The sequence below is a fragment of the Marinobacterium weihaiense genome (genome assembly GCF_019061305.1).
Taxonomy (GTDB): Bacteria; Pseudomonadota; Gammaproteobacteria; order Pseudomonadales; family Balneatricaceae; genus Marinobacterium; species Marinobacterium weihaiense.
This window is the reverse complement of the sequence record NZ_JAHQZT010000004.1, coordinates 140,608-166,389: the sequence shown is the minus strand read 5'-3', so window position 1 is coordinate 166,389 and position 25,782 is coordinate 140,608. Positions and strand designations below refer to the sequence as shown.

Genomic DNA, 25,782 nt, shown 5'->3' with positions numbered 1-25,782 from the left:
ATACCAGTTGAGGCCGGGGCATAAGCCGCCCGGAACAGGCTGTCGGTTCGTGGATACGATTAGCATTTTCTCATATGATGAACGCTTCTTCCGGGCCGAGATGCCCCGCGCATCCCGACTTTCACTTCGTTGATCAAGGATCATCAATGCGTGATATCTCCCGAACGACGCGACGGCTGCAACCCTTCCTGCCCCTGCTGATTCTAGCCCTTGCCGCCTTGGTAACGCTGGCATTGATCAAGACCCGCAGCGCCCCCCAGGCGCAGGATGCGGCTATCAAGCGCTGGAACGTGACCCGCCAGACCTTGGCGCCCGTTACTGCCGCCCCCGAGCTGGAGCTCTACGGCCAATTCGAGGCGCCGCAACTGACCCGCCTGAGCAGTGCCCTGAATGCCGATGTGATCGCCATCCTGGTGCAGGAAGGGGAGACCGTGATTGCCGGGGCGCCACTGCTGCAGCTGGATCGGCGCGAAGCCGCACTGCTGCAGCGCCAGCGTCAGGCTGAGCGGGACGCCATCGACGCCCGCATCGACGCCGAGCACAATCGCCATCGCAGCGACCAGCGCTCGCTGGCACTGGAGTTGGAGGTACTGGCCCTGAATCAGGAGCGCGTGGCCCGGGCCGAACGTCTGCAGGCGCGGAGCCTGCTGAGCCAGGAACAGCTCGACAACACCCGCCTGACCACCCGCCAGCAGGCCCTGGCCATACGGGCACGCCGCCAGGCCATTGCCGATCATCCGCACCGGCTGGCCCAGCTGCAAGCCGAACGGGACCGCATCCAGGCCCTGCTGGAGCAGGCCGAGCTGGACTTGTCCCGCACCGCGCTGACCGCGCCCTTCAATGCCCGTATTGTCAGCATCGATACCGCCGTGGGCAACCGTACCCGCCTCGGCGATCCCCTGCTGACCCTGTACGACGTCGACCGCCTGCAGCTGCGCGCCCAGATTCCGGCCGCCCTGCTGCCGGTGGTGCGCCAGGCATTGCATGCGGCCGGTCAACCGCTCAAAGCCGACGCCACACTGGACGGCCAGCCCCTGACACTGCAGCTGCAGCGCCTGAGCGCCCGCATCAATCCGGGGCAGGCCGGCATGGATGCGCTCTTTGCCCTGTCCGGGGATACGACACCGCCCACGCCCGGTCGCACCCTGAGTCTGCGCCTGCAACTACCGCCCCAACCGGGGCTGTTCGCACTGCCACCGGATGCACTCTATGGCCAGGACCGCGTGTATCGCCTGGCGGACGACGACCGCCTGGAAGCGGTCGAGGTACAGCTGGTCGGGCAACGCTATCTGGCAGACGGCCGCGAGCAGGTCCTGCTGCAGGGCCCTTCGTTGCAGCCGGGTGATCGCATCATCACCACCCAGCTGCCCAACGCCATCGGCGGCCTGCCGGTCAACGTGGTGGACTAAATCATGCTTGCACGCTTTGCCCGCCACCGTGTCGCCGCCAACCTGCTGATGCTGTTGCTGCTGCTGGCCGGCCTCTTCGGCCTGCGCAACCTCAACACCCAGTTTTTCCCGACCTTTGATCTCGACATTGTCACCGTTCAGGTGGTCTGGAGCGGCGCCAGCGCCGAGGATGTGGAACGTTCGATCCTGCTGCCGGTAGAGCAGGAACTGCGCGCCGTCAACGGCATCGATACCCTCTACGCCACCGCCAGCCAGGGCATGGCGTCCTTCCGCGTCGAGTTGGAGGAAGGTACGGATGTCGACTACGCCCTGACCGAAGTGCGGCAGAAGATCGATGCCATTCGCGCCGATCTGCCCACTGACAGCGAGGAACCCCTGGTACAGAAGGTGATCCGTTACGAGGGCATTTCCGATGTCATCCTCACCTCGGATCGTGCCTCGCTGCAGGAGCTGCGCCCCCTGGCCTACCGGCTGGAGCAGGCGCTGCTGGAACAGGGGGTGCGCAAGATCGACTTCATCGGCCTGCCCGAGCAGGAAATCGCCATTCAGGTACCGCCCGAACAGCTGCAACAGCTGGGCCTGACCCTGCACGATATCGCCGGTCGCATCCGCCAGCAGAGCCTGGATCTGCCGGCGGGCACGGCTGCCCGCGACGAGGGCGCCCGCCAGATTCGCAGCCTGGGCCAGCAGCGCGATGCCGAGGGCTTTCGTCAGCTGCCCCTGCTGGCCGATGACCAGGGTCGCCTGGTCCGGGTCGGCGATATTGCCCAGGTCAGCCAGCGCCCGCGGGACGAGCCGGTGCTGCTGTCCTGGCAGGGCCAGCCCGCGGTGATGCTGCAGCTCAAGCGCACCGAAAGCGACGATACCCTGGTGGCCGCCGAGATCCTCAACCGCTGGCTGGCCGAGACCCGCCCGACGCTACCGGAAGGCACCCGTCTGATCGCCTTCAACGAAAGCTGGCAGCTGATCAACGACCGTATTCAGCTGCTGATCAAGAATGGCGTCAGCGGGCTGATTCTGGTGGTACTGATTCTGTTTCTGTTCCTCAATGCCCGTGTCGCCTTCTGGGTCAGCGTGGGCATTCCGGTCTCTCTGATGACCGCGCTGGCGGTGCTCTGGGGCATTGGCGGCTCCATCAACATGATGTCCCTGTTCGCCTTCATCATGGCTCTGGGGATCATCGTCGATGACGCCATCGTGGTGGGCGAAGACACCCTCACCCATGTGCAGCGCGGCGAACCCGGCCTGCAGGCCGCCATCGGCGGGGCCACACGCATGGCCGCGCCGGTGGTAGCATCCTCGCTGACCACCATTGCCGCTTTCCTGCCGCTGCTGCTGGTCGGCGGCATCATCGGCAATATCCTGATCGACATTCCCACCGTGGTGATCTGCGTGATTCTGGCATCGCTGCTGGAATGCCTGCTGATTCTGCCCGGTCACCTCAGCCACAGCCTGCGCAGCGTGCAGGATCTGCGCCCCTCGGCCCTGCGCCAGCGCCTGGATGCCGGTTTCGAACGCCTGCGCGAGCAGCACTTTCGCCCCTTCGTGACCCTAGCCCTCAGGCATCGCGGCACAACCCTAGCCTGCGCCCTGGGCCTGCTGATCGTTGGCGTGGGCCTGATTGCCGGCGGACGACTGCAGTTCACCTTTTTCCCCAGCGTCGACACCAACACGCTCACCGCCAACGTCAAGTTCGTGGCCGGCACTCCTGCCACCCAGGTGGACCGTTTTCTGGCCCACCTGGATCAAACCCTGGCCCGCACCGACGCCGCGCTGGGTGGCGGACTGGTTAAGGTGGCACTGCGTGAGTCCGGCATGGCCAACTTCCCGCGCAGCAGCGCCACCGCCTTTACCGGCGAAGCCTATGGTTCACTGTACGTGGAGCTGATCCCGGCCGACAGCCGCGAGGTGCGCAATCAGACCCTGATTGAACAGTGGCGCGCACGTATCCAGCTGCCGGCAGGCATCGAAAAGTTCAGCATCGATCTGGCCCAGGCCGGTCCGCCGGGCAAGCCGATCGAGATCAAGCTGACCGGCCCGGACGTGGGCACTCTCAAGCAAGCCTCCATCGCCCTGCAGGATACGTTGAGCCGCTACGCCGGCCTGTCCAACATCGACGACGATCTGCCCTGGGGCCGCTCCCAGCTGATCTTCAGCCTCACGCCGGCGGCACGGGCGGCCGGGCTCCAGCTGGAAACCCTGGGGCAACAGCTGCGGGCCGCCTTTGACGGCCTGCCGGTGCAAACCTTCTACGCCGGCCGCGACGAGATCGAAGTCCGCGTGATGTTGCCTGATGCCCGGCGCGACCACCTCAGCACCCTGAGTTCCCTGCCCATCGTACTGCCCGACGGCCGGGTGACCCCCATCGGCAACGTGGTCGAATTTCAGCCCCGCCCCGGTCTGGACAGCTTGCAACGCATTGACGGCCAGCTGGCACTCAACGTGTCGGCGGACCTGGACGAGGCACAGACCAATGCCGACGAGGTCATCGCCCGGCTGCAGGCAGAGGCCCTGCCGTCCCTGACCAGCCGCTTCGGCGTTCAGGCCAGCTTCGAGGGCAAGAACCGCGACCAGCGCGAAACCCTGGCGGACATGAAAGCAGGCCTGGTGTTGGCTCTGGCGCTGATCTACATCATCCTGGCCTGGGTGTTCGGCGCCTGGAGCTGGCCGCTGGTCGTCATGCTGGCCATTCCGCTGGGCCTGACCGGAGCGATTTTTGGCCACCTGCTGACCGGTCAGGATCTGACCGTGCTGTCCCTGTTCGGTCTGTTCGGCCTGTCTGGCATCGTCATCAACGACTCCATCGTGCTGGTGACCTTCTACAAGTCCCTGCGAGACAAAGGCATGGCGGTGCAGGCCGCCATTACCGAAGCGGCCTGTCAGCGCCTGCGCGCGGTGCTGCTGACCTCCCTGACCACCATCGGCGGCCTGACACCGATCCTGTTTGAAACTTCATTGCAGGCGCGCTTTCTAATCCCCATGGCCACCTCCATCGTCTTCGGCCTGGCCTATGGCACCCTGTTGATTCTGGTAGTGGTACCGGCCATGCTGAGTGTACTGGAAGAGCTCAATCCCTTACGCCGCACGACTGCCGCCGGGCAGCCGTCAATCGAGAAGGAAAGCCGACATGAAACCTGACACCCGTACGGAACATGACAGCCTGGGCCCCGTTGACGTCCCCGCCGATGCCCTTTACGGCGCCCAGACCCAGCGCGCTGTGGATAACTTTCAAATCAGCGATCTGCGCCTCGATGCCACCTTCATTGCCACCCTGGCACAGATCAAAGCGGCTTGTGCCCGGGCCAATGCCGAACTGGGCCTGCTGGAAAAAGCCGAAGCGGATGCCATCGTCGCCGCGGCCGATCGCGTCATTGCCGGCGAGCATGCGGACCAGTTCCCGGTCGATGTGTTTCAGACCGGCTCAGGCACCAGCACCAACATGAACATGAACGAGGTGCTGGCCAGCCTGGTCAAGCGCGACGCGGGGCTTGCCCTGCACCCTAACGATCACATCAACATGAGCCAGAGCTCGAATGATGTCATCCCCACCTGTATCCATGTCAGCGCCCTGCTGCAGCTGGAAAACCGGCTGCTGCCGGCGCTGCGTCATCTGGCCGGTGAACTGCGGCGCAAGCGTTCGGCCCTGAGCCACATCACCAAGACCGGCCGCACCCACCTGATGGACGCCATGCCGATCCGCATGGACCAGGAAATCTCCGGTTGGCTGCAGCAGGTGCAGGACAACTGTGCACGCCTGGAAGCCGTACGGCCGCGATTGGCCCAAGTGGCCCAGGGCGGCACCGCCGTGGGCACCGGTGTCAACGCCCCCAAAACCTTCTCCCGCCTGTTCTGCCGTCATCTCAGTGTCCGTACCGGGCTGACCCTGCAACCGGCCGAGAGCCACTTTGCCGCCCAGTCGTCCCAGGACACGGCACTGGAACTGTCCGGGCAGCTCAAGACCGCCGCCACCAGCCTGCTCAAGATCGCCAACGACCTGCGCTGGATGAACTCCGGCCCCCTGGCAGGGCTGGGCGAAATCGAGCTGCCAACACTGCAGCCTGGGTCCTCGATCATGCCAGGCAAGGTCAACCCGGTGATCAGCGAGGCGGTGATGATGGCCGCCGCCCAGATCTGCGGCAATGACACCAGCATCAGCCTCTGCGCCCAGCACGGCAACTTCCAGCTCAACACCATGCTGCCGCTGATCGGCTACAACCTGCTGCAGAGCGAAAGCCTGCTGGCCAACGCCGCCATCGCCCTGGCGGACAAGGCAATCAGCGGCTTTACCGTCAACCAGGCACATATCGAGGCCACTCTGGCTCGTAACCCGGTACTGGTGACCGCGCTAAACCGGGTGATCGGCTACGAACGTGCCGCCGCGCTGGCCAAGCAGGCCTATGCCGAGTGCCGCCCGATCGTGGATGTGGTGGTGGAACAGACCGATCTGGCACGCGACGAGGTCGAGCGACTGCTCGACCCACGTCACCTCACTGGCGCCGAATAGGCGCCATCCGCTATACTTTCGCCCCTGAATGTGACCGAAAACCCTGCACTTTGCAGGGTCTGACAGGAAATGCGCATGAACCTCGATCTCGACAGACTCCAGCCCTACCCGTTTGAAAAGCTGGCCGTGCTCAAGGCCGGTGTCCAGCCGCCGCAAGGCCTCGAGCATATTTCGCTCGGCATCGGTGAACCCAAGCACCCGGCGCCGCCCTTCGTGACCGAAGTGCTGGCGGACAACCTGGATTGCCTGTCGAACTACCCGACAACCAAGGGCATGCCCGAACTGCGTCAGGCGATTGCCGGCTGGTGCGAGCGCCGCTTCGAACTGCGCAGCGGCAGCATGGACCCGGAGCGCAATGTCCTGCCGGTCAACGGTACCCGTGAGGCGATCTTCGCCTTCACCCAGGCGGCCATCGAGCGCAAGGATGATGCCCTGGTGGTATCGCCCAACCCCTTCTACCAGATCTATGAAGGCGCCGCCTACCTGGCCGGTGCGGAGCCGCACTACCTGAACTGTCTGGCCGAGAACGGCTTCATCCCCGACTATGACGCCGTGCCCGACGAGATCTGGCAGCGCTGCCAGCTGCTGTTCGTGTGCTCGCCGGGCAACCCGACCGGCGCCGTGCACAGCATCGAGACCCTGAAAAAACTGATTGCGCTGGCGGACGAGCATGACTTCATCATCTGCTCCGACGAGTGCTATTCCGAGCTGTACCCGGACGAACATGACAAGCCGGCCGGCCTGCTGCAGGCCTGTGCCGAGCTGGGCCGCGACGACTACGCCCGCTGCATCGTGTTCCACAGCCTGTCCAAGCGCTCCAACCTGCCGGGCATGCGCTCGGGCTTCATCGCCGGTGATGCCCGCCTGCTGGAACCCTTCCTGCTGTACCGTACCTACCACGGCTGCTCGATGCCGATCCAGCACCAGCTGGCGTCCATCGCGGCCTGGAACGACGAGGGCCATGTGCTGGAGAACCGCAGTCAGTACCGCCACAAGTTCGATGCCGTGCTGCGCGTACTGCAGCCGGTGATGGACGTGAAGCAGTCCGATGCCAGCTTCTACCTCTGGGCCCCGACGCCGATCGCCGATGACGCATTCGCCAAGGGACTGTTCGAACAGCAAAACCTGACCGTACTGCCGGGCCGTTACCTGTCCCGCGAAGTGGACGGCGTGGTACCTGGCGAGGGCTTCGTGCGCATGGCACTGGTGGCTAGCGTGTCCGAATGTGTCGAAGCGGCCGAACGCATTCGCCGCTACATCGAATCACTCTGAGGAGCGCGGCGTGACCACCCTTTACGGCATCAGCAACTGTGACACCGTGCGCAAGGCGCGCAAGTGGATGGAAGCCGAAGCGATCAACTTCGTGTTTCATGACTTTCGCAAGCAGGGCCTGAGCGCCGAGCAGGTCGAGCGTTGGTGCGCCGCGCTCGGCCTGGACAAGGTCCTGAACAAGCGCGGCACCACCTGGCGCCAGCTGCCGGACGACATCAAGGCCAGTACCGATGAAGCTGCGCTGAAGGCGCTGCTGGTGGAGCAGCCGACGCTGATCAAGCGCCCGGTACTGGAACTGGCGGACGGCCGCGTTGAAGTGGGCTTCAAGGCCGAGCAGTACGCGGCCCTGTTCGCGCGCTGAGCCCTCGGCGCCGCACGACCGAATTTTTGAACCTTTTCTGACGACTAGAACAACGGAGTAAACAATGGCGAATTTCGCACTGGGTCTGGGTGTAGGTACCAAGTCTTCTGCCGGTGAGTGGCTGGAGGTGTACTACAACGCACCGCTGCTGAATGCAGACGATGCCCTGATCGCGGCCGTGGCCGACAAGGTCGGTTACGCAGGTGGCAACCAGACCATCGAACTGAACGCCAGCCAGCTCAAGGCACTGGAAGCCGCGTTCCTGTCCGTGGATGCCGAAGATCAGGCGGAAGTGGTCGAGATCCTGGAAGGCACCCAGCAGCCGCTGGTGCTGTGCATCCTGGAAACCGATGCCGCACCGCAGACGACCGCCGAGGTGTACCTGAAGCTGTCACTGCTGTCGCACCGTCTGGTCAAGCCGCACGGCATCGACCTGAGCGGCATGTTCCCGCTGCTGCCGAACGTGGCCTGGACCAGCGAAGGGGCCGTGGCACTGGAAGACCTGCCGCGCCGTCAGCTGTCCGCCCGCGCCCAGGGCCGCGTACTGGACGTGCTGTCTGTGGACAAGTTCCCGAAAATGGCCAACTACGCGGTACCGGCCGGTATCCGTATCGGTGATGCGTCCCGCATCCGCCTGGGCGCGCACGTCGGCGAAGGCACCACTGTAATGCACGAAGGCTTCATCAACTTCAACGCCGGTACGATGGGCGTGAGCATGGTTGAAGGCCGCATCTCCGCGGGCGTTGTGGTCGGCAACGGCTCCGACATCGGCGGTGGCGCCTCCACCATGGGTACCCTCTCCGGTGGCAATAACGTGGTCATCTCCGTAGGCGAAAACTGCCTGCTCGGCGCCAATGCCGGTCTGGGCCTGCCGCTGGGCGACCGCTGCACCATCGAAGCGGGTCTGTACGTGACCGGCGGCTCCAAGGTGACCCTGCTGGATGACCAGAACAACGAAGTGGGTGTAGTCAAGGCGGGCGAACTGGCCGGCAAACCGGATCTGCTGTTCCGTCGCAACTCCCAGAACGGTCGCATCGAGGTGAAAACCAACCAGAGCGCGATCGAACTGAACGCCGAGCTGCACAAGCACAACTAAGCGCTCGTCGCAGGCCCCTCATTACCCCGCACGCCTCACGGCCTGCGGGGTTTTATCCGTTTGCAACACAGGACTCCTCGCATGACACAGCTTTCGCCGACCCTTGAACTGGCCAAGGATCTGATCAGCCGCCCTTCCGTCACGCCCGAAGATGCTGGCTGTCAGGAACTGATGATCAGCCGCCTCGAAGCCCTGGGCTTCAAGATCGAACGCCTGCCGTTTGAAGAAGTGACCAACTTCTGGGCCCGTCGCGGCGACAGCGGTCCGGTGTTCTGCTTTGCCGGCCACACCGACGTGGTCCCCAGCGGCCCGGAAGAGAAGTGGCAGTTCCCGCCCTTTGAACCGGTCATTGAAGAAGGTTACCTGTGCGGACGCGGCGCCGCCGACATGAAAGGCAGCCTGGCAGCGTTCGTGACCGCCGTGGAGCGCTTCGTGGCACACCACCCGGATCATGAGGGGTCCATCGCCCTGCTGATCACCAGTGACGAGGAAGGCCCCTTCGTCAACGGCACCACCCGCGTGATCGATCACCTGGAAGCGCGCAACGAGAAGATCGACTGGTGCATCGTCGGCGAGCCGTCCAGCACCGACAAGGTCGGCGACATCATCAAGAACGGCCGTCGCGGCTCGCTCAGCGGCACCCTGAAAGTGCGCGGTATCCAGGGCCACGTGGCCTACCCGCACCTGGTGCGCAACCCGATCCACGAGGCCGCCCCAGCGCTGGCGGAACTGGCTGCAACGGTCTGGGACGAGGGCAACGAATTCTTCCCGCCGACCAGTTTCCAGATCTCCAACATCCACGCCGGTACCGGTGCCACCAACGTGGTCCCCGGCCATGTGGATATTGCGTTCAACTTCCGCTTCTCCACCGAAGTGACAGCGGACGCACTCAAGACCCGCGTGCGCGACATCCTCGATCGGCATGGCCTGGAGTGGGACATCGACTGGGTTCTTTCCGGCAACCCCTTCCTCACCGCGGCCGGCAGTCTGGTGGATGCGGCACGGGAATCAATCCGCACCGTGCTGGGCTACGAAACCGAGCTGTCCACCTCCGGCGGCACCTCCGACGGTCGCTTCATCGCGCCCACCGGTGCGCAGGTGGTCGAACTGGGACCATGCAACGCCACCATCCACAAGATCAACGAGCGTGTCCGCACCCGTGACCTGGATGATCTCTCGGCGCTGTATGAAAACATTCTCGCACGCCTGCTGGTCAAGGCATGAGCCGCACCCGCCTGATCTGCCCGGTCTGCCGCGAACCGCTCGAGGCTGTGGATAAGCGCCTGCAGTGCGGCCACAACCACAGTTTCGACCGGGCCCGCCAGGGCTACTGGAACCTGCTGCTGGCGCAGAAAAAACGCAGCAAGGCCCCCGGCGACAATGCCGAAATGGTGCAGGCGCGTCAGCGCTTTCTTGAAGCCGGGTACTATGCCCCCCTGTGCGATGCCATTGGTGAACTGCTGCAGGCTTGGCTGCCCAACGCAAAGGCGGCCAATCTGCTCGACCTGGGCTGCGGCGAAGGCTGGTATACCGACCGCCTGCAGCGCCAGCTGGGTTGCGAGATGACCGGACTGGACATTTCCAAGGAGGCCATCAAGACCGCCTGCAGGCGCAACAAGGCAATCACCTGGCTGGTGGCGACCGGGGCCGATATTCCGCTAGCCGATGACTCGGTGGACGCTGCCACGCTGGTCTTCAGCCGCCTGATGCCGGCCCCCACGGCCCGTGTCATCACGCCAGGTGGCCTGCTGCTGGTGGTCTATCCAGGCGCGAACCATCTGCGCGCCCTGCGTCAATTGATCTACACCGACGTGCGCGACGGCGGCGGGCTGGATCCGGCCGCCCAGCTGGCCGACGGGTTCGAGCCGGTTTGTGAACAGGCGCTGGCATTCGAGTTTACACTCGACAGCCCCGACACCGTGCAGGATCTGCTGGCAATGACACCGCACGGCCAGCGCCTCAAGGCCGATGCGCGCCAACGCCTGGCGGCCTGCACCAAACTGCACGAGCAGGCTGACTTCCGGCTCGCCCTGTTCCGCAAACGCGCCTGAGCCATGCGCGGAACCACCCTGAAAGCCTGGCTGCGCCGGCGTGCGCAGGACCCCAGAGGCAACCTGCGCCTGCTGATCAGCGGAGCCGCGCTGTTCTTCGTCGGCATGGGCAGCATCCTGCTGGCCCAGCACCGCCTGCCGCCCGGCCTCAAGGCCGAGCTGGTAGCACTGGCCGGCTTGATCCTGCTCGGCCTCGGCAGCATACTCGCACTACTGGGCTACCTCAGCCTGAGCCTTTTACGCATCTGGCATCTTCTGGACGACAACGATGAGCAACGACACCCGCCACCCCGACATTGAAATCTATATCAAAGGCCGCTCTCTGGAGCAGATTCTGGACTGGCTGCGGGCACGTTGCGACAGCCTGACACCACAGCCGGGCGGCGGTGGCCTCCATGCCTTCCAGACGGTTCTGGACGGTGCCCGCGTCCCGGTGATGATCAATGAAAAGGCGGTCGGCAAGGCCTGGACCAGCGTCTGGTTCCGCTCCGACGCCACCCCCTGGCAGCGCGACCTGGACTGCGCCGAAGAGGCCGCCCGCTCCCTGCAGACCCAAGTGCGCTGCATTGTGTCCGGCTGGCAGGACGGCGATGACCCGGATGAATGGTGGAAAATCGAAGACGGCGCTACCGAAAAGATCACCTGGCGTACCGAATAACTCAAGGAGAGCCGCCATGACCCTCGAACTGAATCCCCTGCATGCATTGCTGCTCGATGGTCAAGGTGGCGCCCAGCCCCTGACACCGGCACAAGTAGACGCCTGGCGCCCGGAACAGGGCACCCTCTGGCTACACCTGGACTACACCGATACCGGCAGCCGCACCTGGCTGGAGCAGCACAGCGGCCTGCCCGAATTGGCCGTGGAATCACTGCTGGCCGAAAATACCCGCCCCCGTGCCGCCGTGCTCAATGAGTATCTGCTGCTGGCCCTGCGCGGCGTCAACACCAACCCCGGTGCCGACCCGGAGGACATGGTCTCGATTCGTCTATGCCTGTCGGCCAACCGTATCATCTCCACCCGCAAGCGGCGCCTGATGTCCATTACCCGTCTGTTGGACGACCTCCAGCAGGGCTGCGGCCCGGCCAACAGCGCCGAGCTGATCGTGCAGCTCAACGACCGTCTGGTGGAGCGCATGGGCACCACCGTGGAACAGCTGGACGATGCGCTATCGGAGCTGGAACTGGATCTGCTGGTCCAGCCCGGTGGCGAGATGCGCCAGGCCGTGCGCACCCTGCGCCGCCAGACCATCAGCCTGAGGCGCTATTACGCCCCCCAACGCGATGCCTTCAACCAGCTGCAGGGCGAACGACTGGGCTGGCTGACCCTGGATACCAAGTTGGCCCTGCGCGAAATCAGCGACCGGCTGCTGCGTCATATCGAGGATCTGGACATGCTGCGCGAGCGGGCCGCCATGGCGCAGGAAGAACTGGCCAGCCAGCAGGGCGAACAGCTCAACCAGCGCATGTATGTGCTGTCGATCATCTCAGCAGTGTTTCTGCCCCTGGGCTTTCTCACCGGCCTGCTCGGCATCAATGTCGGCGGTATCCCGGGCGCCGACAACGACAACGCCTTCGTGCTGTTCCTGGTTGCCCTGACGCTGATGGTTGCTGGGCTATTCTGGCTGTTCCGTCGCTGGCGCTGGCTCTGACCGCGCCGCCCGCTGCTGCCAGACCACGGCGGTGACGATCAGCGCCAGGCCGATGAACGTGGCGGGCGCGATCGGCTCGTGCAGCAGGAAATGTATGAACACCAGCGACAGGAACGGCGATAAAAAAATCAGGTTGGAAATGCGGCTGACATGGGTCGCCGCCCGCATGGCGCCCAGCCAGAGCATGAAGGTCAGCCCCATCTCGAACAGCCCCACATAAGCAGCTCCCAACAGCCCCTGCCAGCCCGGCAGTACCCATTCTCCCTGCCAGGCCATCAGCCCCCACACCAGCGGCGTGCCACACAGGAAGCACAGCAGCAGCGTCACGGCCGGGCTGGCCTCGGCACGGGTGTTGAGGATCCAGTACAACGCCCAGATCAGGGTGCTGAACAACGCCAGCATCACCCCCGGCACACTATCGAACGCCAGCCCCAGCAAATCCCCGCGAGTAGCGATCACCAGGGCACCACTGTAGCCCAGCAGCATTGCCAGCAGATCCACGCGCTGCAGGCGCTGCTTCAACAGGGGCACCGCCAGCAGCGCCAGCGTCAGCGCCCAGGTGTAGTTCAGCGCCTGCGCCTGCTGCGCCGGCAGCAGATCATAGGCCCGAAACAGCACCAGATAATAGAACGCCGGATTCAACACCCCCAGCCCGAGGTAAAACAGCGGCCGCTGCCGGGCCTGGGCCAAGAGTTCGCCCCAGCCTCGCTGCCAGCTGACCCCAACCATCAGCACCAGGGTGGAAAACAGCCCGGCCCAGCCCAGCAGCTGCAGCGGACTCATCTGCTGCAGGGAAAGTTTGAACGCGGTAGCCACGGTGGACCAGAGCAGCACGGCACTCAGGCCCAACAGGACGGCTCTGGATTGAGATTTGTTCGACATGCCACAGGAATCCCGGCGAATTGAAAAACGCCTAGGAGAGCATATTTGAACGCTTCTGTCAGGCTGTGACGCTGATACTCTGGCGCGAGGTTTCGATCTGGTCGACCAGATTGCTGGCCGCATACAGGGCGACCTGCTCGAAACGGTCGGATGCCAGGGCCTGGGCACGTGGGGTACGCGCCTGCACATCCAGTCGACTGACCATGAAGGCATAGTCACCGGGAATGGGGTCGTTGATCGAGTGATTGAGGCGATCCACAACGGTGGGCGTATGCAGCTGCGCCGGATCGGGGTAGTTCAGGGCAGGTTCGGGCAGCGCGAAGCCTGCACCGGCCGCCGCCTGAGGAGCCGGACGGTAGATTTCCTGATTGGAAGCAATCAGGCTGAGCAGAAACGCGAATTCGGCCCCATTGGGCGCCTGCACCGCCGTGGGCAGTGAGGCCGTATAGGTCTCGATGCGTGTTTGAATACTGTCCGTCTGCATATTACCTCCGCTGGAGCTGGTAATATCGGCAACCGATTGTAATTCTTTACACTTTTCTTCATTACCCGAGACAGGCCGGAGGTACGTGCATCATGGGACGCTGGCGACCGCCACAACCGAAAAGCTCACCCTATATCACCCTGGAAGGCTATGAACGCCTCAACGAGGAACTGAAGTACCTGTGGAAGGTCAAGCGCCCGGAGGTCACCCAGGCCGTCAAGGAAGCCGCTGCCCAGGGCGACCGCTCCGAGAACGCGGAATACATCTACGGCAAGAAACAGCTGCGTGAAATCGACCGGCGGGTGCGCTACCTGTCCAAGCGACTGGAACACATCAAGGTGGTCGACCGCGTACCGGATGACCCAAGCCGTGTGTTCTTTGGTGCCTGGGTCACGCTGGTGGGCGAAGAGGACCAGGAACGGCGTTATCGCATCGTCGGTGGCGATGAAATCGATCCCGCCAAGGGGCATATCAGCATTGACGCGCCGCTGGCACGACAGCTGCTGAAAAAACAGGTCGGTGACGAGGTATGCCTCGAACGGGCGGATGCGGACGAACTCTGGCTGGAAATCATCGCCATCGATTACTGAATGACGGCAACGCAAAGCCTCGGCAGGGACGCCGATCATTGATCAATAGCGATCTGTACACTTCAAGATGGTGACTGTACGGGAGACATGCAGGAAAGGAAACCGGAAATGGTGGGTCGTATAGGACTCGAACCTATGACCAATTGGTTAAAAGCCAACTGCTCTACCAACTGAGCTAACGACCCTCCGGTTGCGAAGAGTGGTGGGTCGTATAGGACTCGAACCTATGACCAATTGGTTAAAAGCCAACTGCTCTACCAACTGAGCTAACGACCCGCTCTTTGCGTGTGCCAGGCCAAACAGGCCAGGCTTTATGATTTGGCTCCTCGAGCTGGACTCGAACCAGCGACCAATAGATTAACAGTCTACTGCTCTACCAACTGAGCTATCGAGGAACTGTCCAAATCATCATCCTTAGTGGCGGAGGGGCAGGGATTCGAACCCTGGGAGCCTCTCGACTCGTCGGTTTTCAAGACCGGTGCTTTCGACCACTCAGCCACCCCTCCAAAGGATGGGCGCAGATTCTACCGCCTAAAGATTTCCTGTCAACACCCCTTGCCAAAAAAATTGCATAATTGGCTGAAATGGTTAATTTTTTACCTGTTGTACACCCAATTCGGACAGCGGGCGCGGTGCCGAGAACAGATAGCCCTGCAACTCGTCACAACCGCGTGCGCGCAGGAAGTCGGCCTGGGCACGGGTCTCCACCCCTTCGGCGACCACCTGCAGCCCTAATGAATGCGCCAGCACGATAATGGTCTCCACGATGACCCGATCATCGGCATCGGTTTCGATGTCGCTGACAAAGGAGCGATCGATCTTGAGGTAGTCGATCGGCAGCCGCTTGAGGTACTCAAGCGACGAGTAACCGGTACCGAAATCGTCGATGGCCACCTCCACACCCAACGCCTGCACCTCTTCCAGCTGGTGTGCCGTGGCCTGGAAGTTTTCCACCAGCGCACTCTCCGTCACTTCGATACACAGCTGCTCCGGCTGCAGCCGGTGCTGTTCGATGGTCCTGCGCAGCGTATCGGCCCAGTTACCGGTCTGGAACTGCCGCGGCGACAGGTTAACGCTGATCTGCTTGCCGCCCAGTACCGCGCTGCCGAGATCGTCCACCACCCGCTGCAACAGCCACTCGGTCATCTGCTCCAGAATGCCGGTCGTTTCGGCCACGGGGATGAACTCGGCCGGTGACACGGCACCCAGCTCTTGGCTGTGCCAGCGCAGCAGGGCTTCATAGCCGGTCACCTGCTCCGTATCCGCCAGCACCCGCGGCTGATACACCAGACTCAGCTCGTTACGCGCCAGCGCCTGATTCAGGCCAGTCTTGATCTTCATGGTGCGCTGGTTGCGGGCATTGATCTGCGGGTCGAAAAACGCATACCGGCCGCGCCCCTGCTCCTTGGCAAAGTACATCGCCGCATCGGCATGTCCCAGTAATGTGTCCCGGTCGACGCCATCACGAGGGTAACTGACCAGGCCGATACTGCAGCCGATATACAGGATCTGGCCATCGACAATGAACGGCGCTTTCAGGCGCTTGATCAGTTTTTCGGCTACGGCCGTCATATCACTGTCATCCTGCACAGCCGGCAACATGACCGTAAACTCGTCCCCGCCCAGTCGGAACGCCCGATCGGAATCCCGCAGGCAACCGCGCAGACGCTGGGCCACTTCACACAACAGCCGATCGCCGGCGGCATGACCGAAGCTGTCATTGACCTCCTTGAACAGATCCAGGTCGATGAACAGCAGCCCAAAGTGCTGCTGATAACGCGCACCACTGTCCACCGCGGCGTCCACTACACGCATGAACTCGGTACGGTTGTACAACCCGGTCAGGATGTCATGGTAGGCCAATTGGTGCAGGTCCTGCTGGGAACGCTTCTCTTCGGTGATGTCCTGGAAAATGCCGAAGTAGCCATCGAGCTCGCCTTGACGGTTGGTGATGGTATTGAGTGACAGGCGTACCGGATAGCAGCGGCCGTCCGCACGCCTGTTCACCAACTCCCCGCTCCACTTGCCCCGGGTGTTGAGCGCCTCCCACATCTGGGCATAAAAACGGCTGCTCTGCTGACCGGACTTGTGCATGGCCGGCGACTGCCCCAGCAGCTGCTCGCGCCGGTACCCGGTCATGGTGATCAGTGACTGGTTGACGTCCACGATGCGGTTATCCGCATCCGTGATCATGATGCCCTCGGCCGTGTGTTCAAAAATACGCTGGGCAATCCGGGCCAGGTTCTCGTTGCGTTCCTGCTCGGTTACATCCGTGGCTACGGTGCAAATTGCATAGACCCCACCATGCTCGTCCACCAGCGGAAACTTCACCATGAACCAGTTGTGCAGCTCACCCTGTACCGGAAAACTGATCTGAAACTGATGCGCCCGACCAGTGTGCAGTACGTCCTCGTCCCGCGCCGCGATGTCAGCCGCATAGGGCTGGGGCAACAGGTCAAATACGGTACTGCCATTCGCATCCGGCTCCCCCAGCACTTGGATGAAACGTTCGTTAACCAAGCGGTAACAGCCGTCGGGGTCCTTGATGTACACCATCGAGGGAATGAAGCGCAGGATATTTTCCATCTGTCGGTTGGTCTGTAGCAGCTGGTGCCGGTTCTGCTCCAGGTGCTGCGCCATCCGGTCCAGAGTCTGGCCGATCTGACTGAGCTCATCCTGCCCCTGCAGCCCTGTCCGGCAACTCAGGTCATCGGCTGCCAGCCCCTGAACGGTCTGAGTAATGCGCAGCAGACGCCGACTGACGGCACGCTCCAGCAGTAACCAAGCCAAAGCGGCCATCACGATAACCGCCACACTGACCCACAGGAACAGCTGGTCCAGGCGGTAGTACATCTGACTCAGGGTACGGTCAATATCAACCTCGACCAATACGACCCCACGGCGGTCACGGAAGCCGCTTTCAGGGTCAGGATAGATGAATGGTGCCACACCGTAGATAGTGTTCTCGCCCTGATCTTCGTGTCTGTATACCGGCATCCAACTACGTGCCCCGCGATTGATGACCTGCCAATCCACATGCAGGGGCAATGCGGCCAGCGGCTGGCCCACATGGCTTAGCCGGCTGGCCGCCAGCACCCGACCTGCGGCATCCGCCACCAGCAGGTGCTTGACCTCGCTGTTAGCGCTGGTCGCCGCCACTTCACGCCGCAGTCCTTCCAGATCCCCCTTGCTAAGCATGTATTCACTGGCACCCTGCAGCCGATTCAGGGTCGATTTGAGGCCGGATTCAAGATTGGAATACAACAGCGTGCCCACATAGGGCTTGATCACCACAAATGCCAGGACCAATGTCAGCAGTGCAAAGGCCAGTATGGTGACGGGCACCAGGCGGCGCAACGGAACAGTTGTCATGAACCTCATCAATCGGGATACCGGCTGTAGATCAGCCCCTCCAGGTCGGGTTGTTGCTGAATCAGGCCATGCTCACGCATGAGCGATGCCAGCCGATCGGCCTGCTGCATCAAGACGGGCGGCGCGCCAATCATCAGTGCTGCACTGGCGTCCCCACCCGGCATTTCAAGTTGCCCCAGGCCCTGCAGTACTTCATCAGGTGGCAGCTTCAGGCGCGTTGCCATAATGCGTGCCGCCGCTTCAGGATCCGCCTTGAGACGCACCAGGCTTGCCTGCCAAGCTTGAATCAGGTGCTGGATCTGGGCATGGTGACTGTGCAGCAACTGTTCACGCACCACCAGTACATCGACGATTTCACCGGGGATCTGGCTGGAATCAAATACCGGCACAGCACCGGCCTCCAGCAATTGACTGCGTACCGGATCGAAGGTTACCACGGCATCCACACTGCCGCTGACAAAGGCCTGTTGATGCTCGTGAACTTCAAGCTGCACCGGCGTGACATCGTTCAAATTCATGCCGTTCAGCGTCAAGGCCCGTGACAGCATGTAAGCCCCCAACGCGGTACCCTCGACACCGACGCGCCGTCCTCTTAAGTCCTCGACCCGGGTGAGCCCCGGCCGGGCCAGGATGACATCCGCCCCGGCGGAAATATCGGCAACCTGAACAATCACCGGTCGCATACCCATTTCACGCAGCGTAATCACTTCGTCCAGCGTCAGGGCCGCCGCATCGATGGCACCGTTGCGATACGCCCGCATCACTTCGCTGGCCGATAACAGCTCCACCAGGCCCACTTGACGGGCATCCAGCACCCCCTGCTCCCGGGCCAGATAGAGAGGCTCGTAACCGGGCCAGACATTGGTTCCCAGCTTCAAAACCGGCGCGGGTGCCGACAGGCATCCGGCCAGCACAGCTGCCAATACACACAAGGCCAGGCATCTCCGCCTGATAGCATTCATGCACTTCTCCTTTGTCATGGCGCAACAGTTTACCTCAAAGGGGCCATGACGAAACCTGCGGTAGTAGCTCGACGAACAATCCAACCGGTGCCTAAATCAACCTGCCCACACAATTGCCCACACGATGACGCCGAGATCACGGCTGTTGAAAACCCGAAGTATTTTGCCCACACATTCTGTGCATAAACCACAGGATAAGTTTTGGAAAGCATTAAGAGCTATCTGATAAAATATTGATTTTAAAGAAAATTTAAAAGTCGTACATTTCTTATACGTCCAGGTGATAATTTTGAATCATGACTTTTTGTCAACCCCAAGCGACCGATCAAATATTCATCAAACTGGCCGAAAAACAAAATAATCAAGCCGGTTCATCCACATTTTCGCGACTGCTCCAATTCAGTGCTTGGCCTACCGTGCCTACACTGTTGATAACCTGCTTCAGCGGTCAGCGGGCAAACGCCGCGCCATCCACCAGCTGCCTTCCCAGTAAGGGTTGTCCAGACGCGAAATCATGACCCCGCGACTGGTAGAGGCATGCATGAATTCACCACCTCCCAGATAAATGCCGGCATGGCGCTGCTTCCAGCCGGTTCGAAAGAACACCAGGTCGGCCGGCCGCAAGCGGTCGCGCGCGACCCTGTCGCCGAGCCGCGCCTGGGCTTCAGTGGTTCGCGGCAGCTGGCGTCCGTCCAGTTGCCGATACACCTGCTGGATAAACCCCGAACAATCGACGCCCCGGCGGTCATCGCCGCCATAACGGTACGGGGTCCCGGCCCATTGCGAATAGCTGATCAGCAGACGATTGCGCACCGGATCATCCACCGCCGCCGGGGCATAACGAGTCGACGAGGTCGAGCTACAGCCGGCAAGCAGCATCAGTCCGAGCAGCAGCAGCGCCCGCCCCTTGTTGAAATATACGAACATGGTGTCTCCGTACAAGTTGGTCGTCCACCAGGCAGCCGTGAAAGTAATGTAGCAAGCAGGTTTTCGGCTGTCTGTGTCCGGTTTCCCCGGCAAGGCACAAAAAAACCGGAGCCAGGCTCCGGTTTTTTGTCAGTGAACTGCAGGACAAGTTCAGCCCAGGCGCGCCAGCCAGGCTTCCAGTTCATCCGCGGTCCCGATCAACTCCCCGTCCACGAATACCTGTGGCGTCGTGCCACGGCCGGTCAGGGCGTTCAGAGTCGAAAAGCTGACGCCGTGGCTGCCCAGCTCGATGGTTTCGAACTTCATGCCCCTGTCTGTCAGCGCCTGCTTGGCCCGTACACAGTGGGCGCAGCCCGGCTTGCTGATCAGGGTAATGCGGTGAGGGCACTTGGCCTGGGGGTTGATGTAATTGAGCATGGTGTCGGCATCGGACACTTCAAAGGGGTCGCCCGGCTTGTTCGGCTCCACGAACATTTTTTCCACCACGCCGTTTTTCACCAACATGGCGTAGCGCCAGCTGCGCTTGCCGAAGCCGAGTTCATGCTTGTCCACCAGCATATCCATGCCCTCGGTAAAATCGGCATTGCCATCGGGCAGCATGTAGATATTCTCCGCGTGCAGATCCTGTGCCCAGGCGTCCATCACGAAGGGGTCATTAACCGACAGGCAGATGATGCTGTCGACGCCATTGGCCTTGAGTACCGGTGCCAGCTCGTTGTAACGAGGCAGATGGGTACTCGAGCAGGTCGGCGTAAAAGCGCCCGGCAACGAGAAGAGCACCACGGTCTTGTTCTGGAACAGGTCATCCGTGGTGACATCGACCCAGTTGTTGTTGATGCGGGTATGAAAGGTGACCTGAGGGACCGGCTGTCCTTCGCGGGGGTGTGACATGGTTGAGGCTCCTGTCATGAATGAGATTGCATTCAGGATGCCAGCACAGCGTGAATAAATACAATCAACTATTTAAACCAAATTGATAGCAAATAACTATCAATAACACCTTCTTTCCCGAGCCGACCATACCTGGTCTGCCCGCTTCAAACTATGCACAGATTATGTGGACAACTCCATGGACAAGCCTCCGCCAATGCCGCTCAGGCAGCATGGCGACTGGCTTGGCCCGCTGCGTTCATTTTTTGACCCTGCGCAGTCAGCGCCGCGCTTTTCTGCTAGCATAGGCGCATCTGATTTCAAGCGAGTGAAAGTACGTGTTTGCAGACCTGATGCTTCATGACCGCCTGCTCAAGGCGATCGACCAACTGGGCTTTACCCAACCGACACCGGTACAGCAAGCCGCCCTGCCACCGGCCATGGAAGGACATGACCTGATGGTGGGTGCCGAAACCGGCAGCGGCAAGACGCTGGCCTTCGTTGTGCCCATGCTGCAGCACTTTCTGGACCGGCCTGCCCCCAATATCGGCACCCGGGGTCTGATCCTGACCCCCACCCGTGAATTGGCCGAACAGGTGTGCGAAGCCGTCAAGTCCATGGCCGCCTTTACCCGCATCGGCTGCATGACCGTCTGCGGCGGCACCGGCTTCAAAGAGCAGGCGGCCGAAATCCGCAGGAACCCTGAAATTCTGGTGGCTACCCCCGGTCGTCTGGCCGAGCACCTGGAGCGCCGGACACTGGACTTTGACGACCTGGAATTCCTGGTACTGGACGAAGCCGACCGCATGCTCGACATGGGCTTTCGCGACGAGGTGATGGCGATCGTGGATATCTGCCGTCCCGAACGCCAGTCAATGGTCTTTTCCGCTACCCTGACCCACCCCGGCGTACGCGCCCTGCTGCCGCAGGTGCTCAACGAACCGAAGGAACTGCTGCTCAACACGCCGCAGAACGCACAGGAGCGCATTCGCCAGCAGATCATTCTGGCCGATGACGACAAGCACAAGGAGCGCCTGGTCGAGTGGCTGCTGGCACATGAGCAGTACGACAAGGCCATTATTTTCACCAACACCCGCGACAAGGCCCAATGGCTGGCCAAAAGCCTGCAGCGCCAGAACCGCCGCTCAGGCGTACTGCATGGCGAGATGAGCCAGGACGAGCGCAAGCACGTCATGGGATTGATGCGCAGTGGCAAAATCAACATCCTGGTCGCCACGGATGTTGCCGCACGCGGCCTGGACATCGACGGCCTGGACCTGGTGATCAACTTCGACATGGCGCGCAAGGGTGACGAGCACCTGCACCGCGTCGGCCGTACCGGCCGCCAGGAACGCGAAGGGCTGGCGATTTGCCTGATTGCACACAATGAATGGAACCTGATGGCCAGCATTGAGCGCTACCTGCGCCTCGAGTTCGAACGCCGCACCCTCAAGGGGGTCGAAGGCAGCTACAAGGGCCCCAGAAAAGTGAAGGCGTCCGGCAAGGCCGCCGGCAACAAAAAGCGCAAGCCCGATACCAAAGGCAGCAAGGACACCAAGGGCGGTAAGAAAGGTGTACGCCCTGCCGGCAAGCAGCGTACAACTGATCGCAAGCAGACCGGCAAGCGCCGCGGCAGCGATGCTGCCTCATCCTCTCTGGGCGATGGTTCTATGCCGATGATGAAGAAAAAGCCTCGGTGATCCGCCGAGCCTTGTAGATTACAGAAACGGGCCACAGGCCCGTTTTTTTATGCCTACGCTCGGGAGCTGAAAACCCGGAGGGCATGTGACGGTAGACACACGCCTAATACCACCTGAACGGCAACAGGTTGCGCATAATGCAACTTAGTTTCCACGAAACTGCAACAATGTCTACAATTTTTTGCTAATCCTAGACTAAAGAACTACTATCCCAAGCTTGTCGGGACTTAAAACCCTCTGAATCGCTGATAGAATGGCACATCTTCACTCTTGTGCAAAAAACAGCCACAGGGTTGCCGCACAAGATTGTCAACAATGTGACATGAGATTGAATTATGTCTGATAACGCACGAATTCTTTGCCCGGTCCTCAGCAAGCGTCTGATGAGTGCCGAAGAAGCTGCCGAACTGATTCCGGCAGGCGCCAATGTAGGCATGAGCGGTTTCACCGGTGCCGGTTACCCGAAGGCCATCCCGGGTGCTCTGGCTGACCGTATTCGCCGCCTGAACGCCGAGCCGAATGCCAAGCCGTTCCGCATCAACGTTTGGACTGGTGCGTCTACAGCGCCGGAACTGGATGGTGTGCTGGCTGAAGTCGACGGCATTGAAATGCGTCTGCCGTTCCAGAGCGATCCCATCTGCCGCAGCCGCATCAACAATGGCACCATGGATTACGTCGATTACCACCTTTCCGAGGTGTCCCAGTACGCCTGGTCCGGCTTCCTCGGCAAGATGGATATCGCCCTGATCGAAGTAGCTGGCATTCGTGAAGACGGCAGCCTGATTCCCTCCTCGTCCATCGGCAACAACAAGACCTGGATCGAGCAGGCCGACAAGATCATCCTTGAAGTCAACTCCAAGCAGAACGCCAAGCTGGAAGGCATGCACGACGTGTACTACGGTACCGCCCTGCCGCCGAACCGCAAGCCGATCATGCTGACCGATCCATCCGATCGCATCGGTGAAAAGTACCTGGCGTGCCCGCCGGAGAAAGTGATTGCCGTGGTGGAAACCGCCGCGCCGGACCGCAACTCGCCGTTCAAGCCGAGCGATGACGTGTCTAAGAAGATTGCCGGCCATATTCTCGATTTCTTCAACAAAGAGATTGAGCTGGGCCGCCTGCCGAAAGAACTGCTGCCGATCCAGTCCGGCGTGGGTAACATCCCTAACGCCGTACTCGAAGGCCTGGATGCAGGCCCGTATAAAGGCCTGACCGCGTTCACCGAGGTGATTCAGGACGGCATGCTGAAGATGCTCAAGTCCGGCACCCTGAAGGTCGCCTCCGCGACAGCGTTCTCCCTGAGCCCGGACGGCATTGCAGAATTCGATGAGAACATCGACTTCTACCGTGACAAGATCATTCTGCGCCAGCAGGACATCTCCAACCATCCGGAGCTGGCCCGTCGCCTCGGCGTGATCGCCATGAACGGCCTGATCGAGTGCGACCTGTACGGCAACGTCAACTCCACCCACATCATGGGTACCCGCATGATGAACGGTATCGGTGGTTCAGGCGACTTTGCCCGTAACGGCTACCTGTCGATCTTCGTATCGCCGTCGACCGCGAAAGATGGTGCCATCTCCGCGATCGTGCCGATGGTCTCCCACGTCGACCACACCGAGCATGACGTCAAGATCATCGTCACCGAGCAGGGTCTGGCAGATCTGCGCGGCCTGTCACCGCGTCAGCGTGCCCACGAAATCATCAACAAATGTGCGCACCCGGATTTCCGCCCGGCGCTGATCGACTATTACGAGCGTGCACTGCACTCCGGTCGCGGCATGCACACTCCGCATCTGCTGGAAGAAGCGCTGAGCTGGCATCAGCGCTATGAAGAAACCGGGCAGATGTAACGATTTTTCCTGATGCTCTAAGCCCTTGGGCGCCCGCTGGGCGCCCTTTTTTTACCTGTACTACACGCCCTTGGGCATGCGCATGTACAGATCGGCCGGGAAATGATTGGCCTTCATCCGTTCAACCACCGGCTCGAAGTCATACTCCAGGCTTTCGAACCGCACCTCCTCGTTGATCGGATCATACACTGCAAACTGCGTATGCGGCGTGCCGTTGCGTGGCTGGCCCACCGAACCGGGGCACACCAGAGCATGACTGAACGCCTGCAATGAAACCCGCGGCTCCACCCAGTGACGGTCCTGTCCCTTGGCATCACGCCCATAGACGCCCGGCATGTGTGAATGACCATGCAGGCACAGCTTGCGCCCCAGTGCAGCGAGCTTGTCGAGGTTGTCACGGTAGGTCATTTCATAGACATAGCCGTAAAAGAATTCCGGATCCAGAGGCGCGCCGTGCACGGCCATCCAGTGCTCGGTATCCAGCACCGGCGGCAGCCTTTTAAGCCACTCGCGCTGCTCTTCGGACAGCTGTTCATGAGTCCACTGGGCCACGTGGCGGGCATTCTTGGACAGCCCCCGCTGAAAGCTGCCCAGCGCCACGGCATGGTCATGGTTGCCCTTGATGATCTGCAGACCGCTGCCACGCAACCGCTCGATGACCTCCGCCGCGTCCGGCCCGTACCCTACCAGATCGCCCAGTACGATGCCGCGCTCGATACCCTCTCGCTGCAGCCATGCCAGTACTGCTTCCAGTGCCGGCAGATTGGCATGCACATCCGCCAGGATCGCCCAGGGAGCGGTAGCATCGCCATCAGGCGTGGACGGCGTCTCTACAGCAGGTATCGGCGGTGCCACTGCAGGCGCTGCCGCAACCGGCACAACGGCCGCTGCGGGTGCTGGCGCAGGTGTCAGGTTCACGGCGGCCGGTTGCACCGGCGCTGGCGCCACATTCGCCTCGTCGCTCGAGGACATGGCGGCTGGCGGGACTGCCGGTGCGACCGGCTCCTGCTCAGCTTCGGTCAGTGCGCTGCTGATCAGGTTAGCCAGATCTCGTTTTTTTCCGGCAGGCATGAACGCCGACCGCAGCTGATAGGCCACACTGGCGCGATAGTTGAGGTCGCCGAAAATACTATCCAGCTGCTGCCCCAGATCATATGCCAGTGCACGGGCAAAATCGCGCTCAAGCCAGTTAAGCTTGCGAATCAGCACGCCCAGCATCATGGCAAACGAGATGAACTTGTCCCAGCCGTAGAATTCGTCATCGACGTAGTAAAGTCGGTCCTGGGCATCAATGGCAAAGTTCGACAGGCCCTCATCCAGCTTGACCCCGAACTGGTGGGCAGTCCGCAGGTAGAGGCCGAACATGTGATCCAGGAGGCTGCGTGCTCGGGCCGTGGCAGCGACGTCCGAGGGCGCTGCTTCCAACACCTTGTGCAAGGGCTGCAGGCGGGGCGTGATGTTACCGATCAGGACTTCTTCATTCTCCAGCTCGACACCATCGCGCTCGGCATAGATGTAGAACCAGGTCTTGGCCGGATGGTACACACCCAACTCTCGCTCCTTGGCCATGACACTGGTCAGCCAGGGCTGAGCCTGACGGGCTGTCAGCTTGAGCTCGCGGCGGATTTTGACCACCTGAACGTCATTGGCGTAGATGTTGGTTGCGGGTCGCCCCATGAAATCGCTGTTGATCGACAGCACCTCCATCCCCTGCAGGATGGTCGCGCGAATCTGCTCGGGGCCGAAGTGTAGTCTTTCCCCGAGCGCACCTACTATTTTAAGTTTCTTTTTCAACATCAT

21 protein-coding genes and 4 tRNA genes are annotated in these 25,782 nt (G+C 61.6%); 14 read left to right on the top strand and 11 right to left on the bottom strand.

Annotated features, from left to right (window positions below; all coding sequences use genetic code 11):
- Nucleotides 1-146 precede the first annotated feature (146 nt).
- The 11 genes from KTN04_RS04635 to KTN04_RS04585 all read left to right on the top strand — a co-directional run bounded on the left by KTN04_RS04635 (nt 147) and on the right by KTN04_RS04585 (nt 12,342).
- Complete coding sequence (locus KTN04_RS04635; protein ID WP_217334034.1) at nt 147-1,409, top strand: efflux RND transporter periplasmic adaptor subunit; 1,263 nt, start codon at nt 147-149, stop codon at nt 1,407-1,409.
- A gap of 3 nt (nt 1,410-1,412) precedes the next feature.
- Nucleotides 1,413-4,547, top strand: coding sequence for an efflux RND transporter permease subunit (locus tag KTN04_RS04630; RefSeq protein WP_217334033.1), 3,135 nt, complete (start codon nt 1,413-1,415; stop codon nt 4,545-4,547).
- Nucleotides 4,537-5,913, top strand: a complete 1,377-nt coding sequence (locus KTN04_RS04625) for a class II fumarate hydratase (protein ID WP_217334032.1) — start codon at nt 4,537-4,539, stop codon at nt 5,911-5,913. Before KTN04_RS04630 ends, KTN04_RS04625 begins: the two co-directional genes overlap by 11 nt.
- A 75-nt stretch (nt 5,914-5,988) precedes the next feature.
- On the top strand, nt 5,989-7,185 hold the full coding sequence (dapC, locus tag KTN04_RS04620; protein ID WP_217334031.1) for a succinyldiaminopimelate transaminase: 1,197 nt from the start codon (nt 5,989-5,991) through the stop codon (nt 7,183-7,185).
- A gap of 10 nt (nt 7,186-7,195) precedes the next feature.
- Nucleotides 7,196-7,546 (top strand): ArsC family reductase, encoded by a 351-nt coding sequence (locus KTN04_RS17025; RefSeq protein WP_217334030.1) that lies wholly within the window; start codon nt 7,196-7,198, stop codon nt 7,544-7,546.
- 64 nt (nt 7,547-7,610) lie between these two features.
- A complete protein-coding gene (gene dapD, locus KTN04_RS04610; RefSeq protein WP_217334029.1) occupies nt 7,611-8,642 on the top strand; it encodes a 2,3,4,5-tetrahydropyridine-2,6-dicarboxylate N-succinyltransferase in 1,032 nt (343 codons plus the stop codon).
- 81 nt (nt 8,643-8,723) lie between these two features.
- Nucleotides 8,724-9,866 (top strand): succinyl-diaminopimelate desuccinylase, encoded by a 1,143-nt coding sequence (gene dapE / locus KTN04_RS04605; RefSeq protein ID WP_217334028.1) that lies wholly within the window; start codon nt 8,724-8,726, stop codon nt 9,864-9,866.
- A complete protein-coding gene (locus tag KTN04_RS04600; RefSeq protein ID WP_217334027.1) occupies nt 9,863-10,693 on the top strand; it encodes a putative RNA methyltransferase in 831 nt (276 codons plus the stop codon). The genes dapE and KTN04_RS04600 overlap by 4 nt, the downstream gene beginning before the upstream one ends.
- Nucleotides 10,694-10,696: 3 nt before the next feature.
- Nucleotides 10,697-10,993: a hypothetical protein gene (locus KTN04_RS04595; RefSeq protein ID WP_217334026.1), complete on the top strand. Its 297-nt coding sequence runs from the start codon at nt 10,697-10,699 to the stop codon at nt 10,991-10,993.
- Nucleotides 10,962-11,351 (top strand): hypothetical protein, encoded by a 390-nt coding sequence (locus KTN04_RS04590; RefSeq protein ID WP_217334025.1) that lies wholly within the window; start codon nt 10,962-10,964, stop codon nt 11,349-11,351. The genes KTN04_RS04595 and KTN04_RS04590 overlap by 32 nt, the downstream gene beginning before the upstream one ends.
- 16 nt (nt 11,352-11,367) lie before the next feature.
- Nucleotides 11,368-12,342, top strand: a complete 975-nt coding sequence (locus tag KTN04_RS04585; RefSeq protein WP_217334024.1) for a zinc transporter ZntB — start codon at nt 11,368-11,370, stop codon at nt 12,340-12,342.
- Here the strand turns inward: KTN04_RS04585 and KTN04_RS04580 are convergent.
- Both KTN04_RS04580 and KTN04_RS04575 read right to left on the bottom strand, forming a co-directional pair.
- A complete protein-coding gene (locus KTN04_RS04580) occupies nt 12,307-13,224 on the bottom strand; it encodes a DMT family transporter (protein ID WP_217334023.1) in 918 nt (305 codons plus the stop codon). The two genes, KTN04_RS04585 and KTN04_RS04580, sit on opposite strands and share 36 nt — an antisense overlap.
- A 58-nt stretch (nt 13,225-13,282) precedes the next feature.
- The gene (locus KTN04_RS04575) at nt 13,283-13,708 is read right to left on the bottom strand and encodes a hypothetical protein (RefSeq protein WP_217334022.1); all 426 of its coding nucleotides are present in this window, start codon (nt 13,706-13,708) and stop codon (nt 13,283-13,285) included.
- Between the two features lie 92 nt (nt 13,709-13,800).
- On the opposite strand from KTN04_RS04575, the gene greB reads away from it, so the two are divergent.
- The gene (greB, locus tag KTN04_RS04570; RefSeq protein WP_217334021.1) at nt 13,801-14,298 is read left to right on the top strand and encodes a transcription elongation factor GreB; all 498 of its coding nucleotides are present in this window, start codon (nt 13,801-13,803) and stop codon (nt 14,296-14,298) included.
- A 109-nt stretch (nt 14,299-14,407) separates the two neighbouring features.
- Here the strand turns inward: greB and KTN04_RS04565 are convergent.
- From KTN04_RS04565 to KTN04_RS04530, 8 genes are all read right to left on the bottom strand, one after another.
- Nucleotides 14,408-14,483, bottom strand: a tRNA-Lys gene (locus KTN04_RS04565).
- A gap of 15 nt (nt 14,484-14,498) precedes the next feature.
- A tRNA-Lys gene (locus tag KTN04_RS04560) sits at nt 14,499-14,574 on the bottom strand.
- A gap of 43 nt (nt 14,575-14,617) precedes the next feature.
- A tRNA-Asn gene (locus tag KTN04_RS04555) sits at nt 14,618-14,693 on the bottom strand.
- Between the two features lie 23 nt (nt 14,694-14,716).
- Nucleotides 14,717-14,804 (bottom strand) — tRNA-Ser (locus KTN04_RS04550).
- Nucleotides 14,805-14,886: 82 nt separating this feature from the next.
- Nucleotides 14,887-17,670 carry an EAL domain-containing protein gene (locus KTN04_RS04545; protein WP_217334020.1) on the bottom strand — a complete coding sequence of 928 codons (2,784 nt, stop codon included), beginning with the start codon at nt 17,668-17,670 and terminating at the stop codon, nt 14,887-14,889.
- A gap of 8 nt (nt 17,671-17,678) precedes the next feature.
- Complete coding sequence (locus tag KTN04_RS04540) at nt 17,679-18,632, bottom strand: ABC transporter substrate-binding protein (protein ID WP_217334019.1); 954 nt, start codon at nt 18,630-18,632, stop codon at nt 17,679-17,681.
- A gap of 441 nt (nt 18,633-19,073) precedes the next feature.
- Nucleotides 19,074-19,559: a C40 family peptidase gene (locus KTN04_RS04535; protein WP_217334018.1), complete on the bottom strand. Its 486-nt coding sequence runs from the start codon at nt 19,557-19,559 to the stop codon at nt 19,074-19,076.
- A 150-nt stretch (nt 19,560-19,709) separates the two neighbouring features.
- The gene (locus KTN04_RS04530) at nt 19,710-20,450 is read right to left on the bottom strand and encodes a glutathione peroxidase (protein ID WP_217334017.1); all 741 of its coding nucleotides are present in this window, start codon (nt 20,448-20,450) and stop codon (nt 19,710-19,712) included.
- A gap of 332 nt (nt 20,451-20,782) precedes the next feature.
- Between KTN04_RS04530 and KTN04_RS04525 the strand changes: the two genes are divergently transcribed.
- Together KTN04_RS04525 and KTN04_RS04520 are read left to right on the top strand one after the other, a co-directional pair.
- Nucleotides 20,783-22,129 (top strand): DEAD/DEAH box helicase, encoded by a 1,347-nt coding sequence (locus KTN04_RS04525; RefSeq protein WP_217334016.1) that lies wholly within the window; start codon nt 20,783-20,785, stop codon nt 22,127-22,129.
- A gap of 335 nt (nt 22,130-22,464) precedes the next feature.
- Nucleotides 22,465-23,982, top strand: a complete 1,518-nt coding sequence (locus tag KTN04_RS04520; RefSeq protein WP_217334015.1) for an acetyl-CoA hydrolase/transferase family protein — start codon at nt 22,465-22,467, stop codon at nt 23,980-23,982.
- A 60-nt stretch (nt 23,983-24,042) separates the two neighbouring features.
- Here the strand turns inward: KTN04_RS04520 and KTN04_RS04515 are convergent, their stop codons facing one another.
- Nucleotides 24,043-25,779, bottom strand: a complete 1,737-nt coding sequence (locus tag KTN04_RS04515) for a metallophosphoesterase family protein (protein ID WP_217334014.1) — start codon at nt 25,777-25,779, stop codon at nt 24,043-24,045.
- Nucleotides 25,780-25,782: the final 3 nt, after the last annotated feature.

What these genes read in the sequence shown, in the direction of transcription:
- KTN04_RS04535 (WP_217334018.1), bottom strand. Translation starts at nt 19,559, where the DNA reads ATGTTCGTATATTTCAACAAGGGGCGGGCGCTGCTGCTGCTCGGACTG.
- KTN04_RS04525 (WP_217334016.1), top strand. Translation starts at nt 20,783, where the DNA reads ATGCTTCATGACCGCCTGCTCAAGGCGATCGACCAACTGGGCTTTACC.
- KTN04_RS04545 (WP_217334020.1), bottom strand. Translation starts at nt 17,670, where the DNA reads ATGACAACTGTTCCGTTGCGCCGCCTGGTGCCCGTCACCATACTGGCC.
- dapC (WP_217334031.1), top strand. Translation starts at nt 5,989, where the DNA reads ATGAACCTCGATCTCGACAGACTCCAGCCCTACCCGTTTGAAAAGCTG.
- KTN04_RS04635 (WP_217334034.1), top strand. Translation starts at nt 147, where the DNA reads ATGCGTGATATCTCCCGAACGACGCGACGGCTGCAACCCTTCCTGCCC.
- KTN04_RS04630 (WP_217334033.1), top strand. Translation starts at nt 1,413, where the DNA reads ATGCTTGCACGCTTTGCCCGCCACCGTGTCGCCGCCAACCTGCTGATG.
- KTN04_RS04595 (WP_217334026.1), top strand. Translation starts at nt 10,697, where the DNA reads ATGCGCGGAACCACCCTGAAAGCCTGGCTGCGCCGGCGTGCGCAGGAC.
- KTN04_RS04590 (WP_217334025.1), top strand. Translation starts at nt 10,962, where the DNA reads ATGAGCAACGACACCCGCCACCCCGACATTGAAATCTATATCAAAGGC.
- KTN04_RS04600 (WP_217334027.1), top strand. Translation starts at nt 9,863, where the DNA reads ATGAGCCGCACCCGCCTGATCTGCCCGGTCTGCCGCGAACCGCTCGAG.
- KTN04_RS04585 (WP_217334024.1), top strand. Translation starts at nt 11,368, where the DNA reads ATGACCCTCGAACTGAATCCCCTGCATGCATTGCTGCTCGATGGTCAA.
- KTN04_RS04625 (WP_217334032.1), top strand. Translation starts at nt 4,537, where the DNA reads ATGAAACCTGACACCCGTACGGAACATGACAGCCTGGGCCCCGTTGAC.
- dapE (WP_217334028.1), top strand. Translation starts at nt 8,724, where the DNA reads ATGACACAGCTTTCGCCGACCCTTGAACTGGCCAAGGATCTGATCAGC.
- KTN04_RS04580 (WP_217334023.1), bottom strand. Translation starts at nt 13,224, where the DNA reads ATGTCGAACAAATCTCAATCCAGAGCCGTCCTGTTGGGCCTGAGTGCC.
- KTN04_RS04530 (WP_217334017.1), bottom strand. Translation starts at nt 20,450, where the DNA reads ATGTCACACCCCCGCGAAGGACAGCCGGTCCCTCAGGTCACCTTTCAT.
- greB (WP_217334021.1), top strand. Translation starts at nt 13,801, where the DNA reads ATGGGACGCTGGCGACCGCCACAACCGAAAAGCTCACCCTATATCACC.
- KTN04_RS04520 (WP_217334015.1), top strand. Translation starts at nt 22,465, where the DNA reads ATGTCTGATAACGCACGAATTCTTTGCCCGGTCCTCAGCAAGCGTCTG.
- dapD (WP_217334029.1), top strand. Translation starts at nt 7,611, where the DNA reads ATGGCGAATTTCGCACTGGGTCTGGGTGTAGGTACCAAGTCTTCTGCC.
- KTN04_RS04540 (WP_217334019.1), bottom strand. Translation starts at nt 18,632, where the DNA reads ATGAATGCTATCAGGCGGAGATGCCTGGCCTTGTGTGTATTGGCAGCT.
- KTN04_RS04575 (WP_217334022.1), bottom strand. Translation starts at nt 13,708, where the DNA reads ATGCAGACGGACAGTATTCAAACACGCATCGAGACCTATACGGCCTCA.
- KTN04_RS04515 (WP_217334014.1), bottom strand. Translation starts at nt 25,779, where the DNA reads ATGTTGAAAAAGAAACTTAAAATAGTAGGTGCGCTCGGGGAAAGACTA.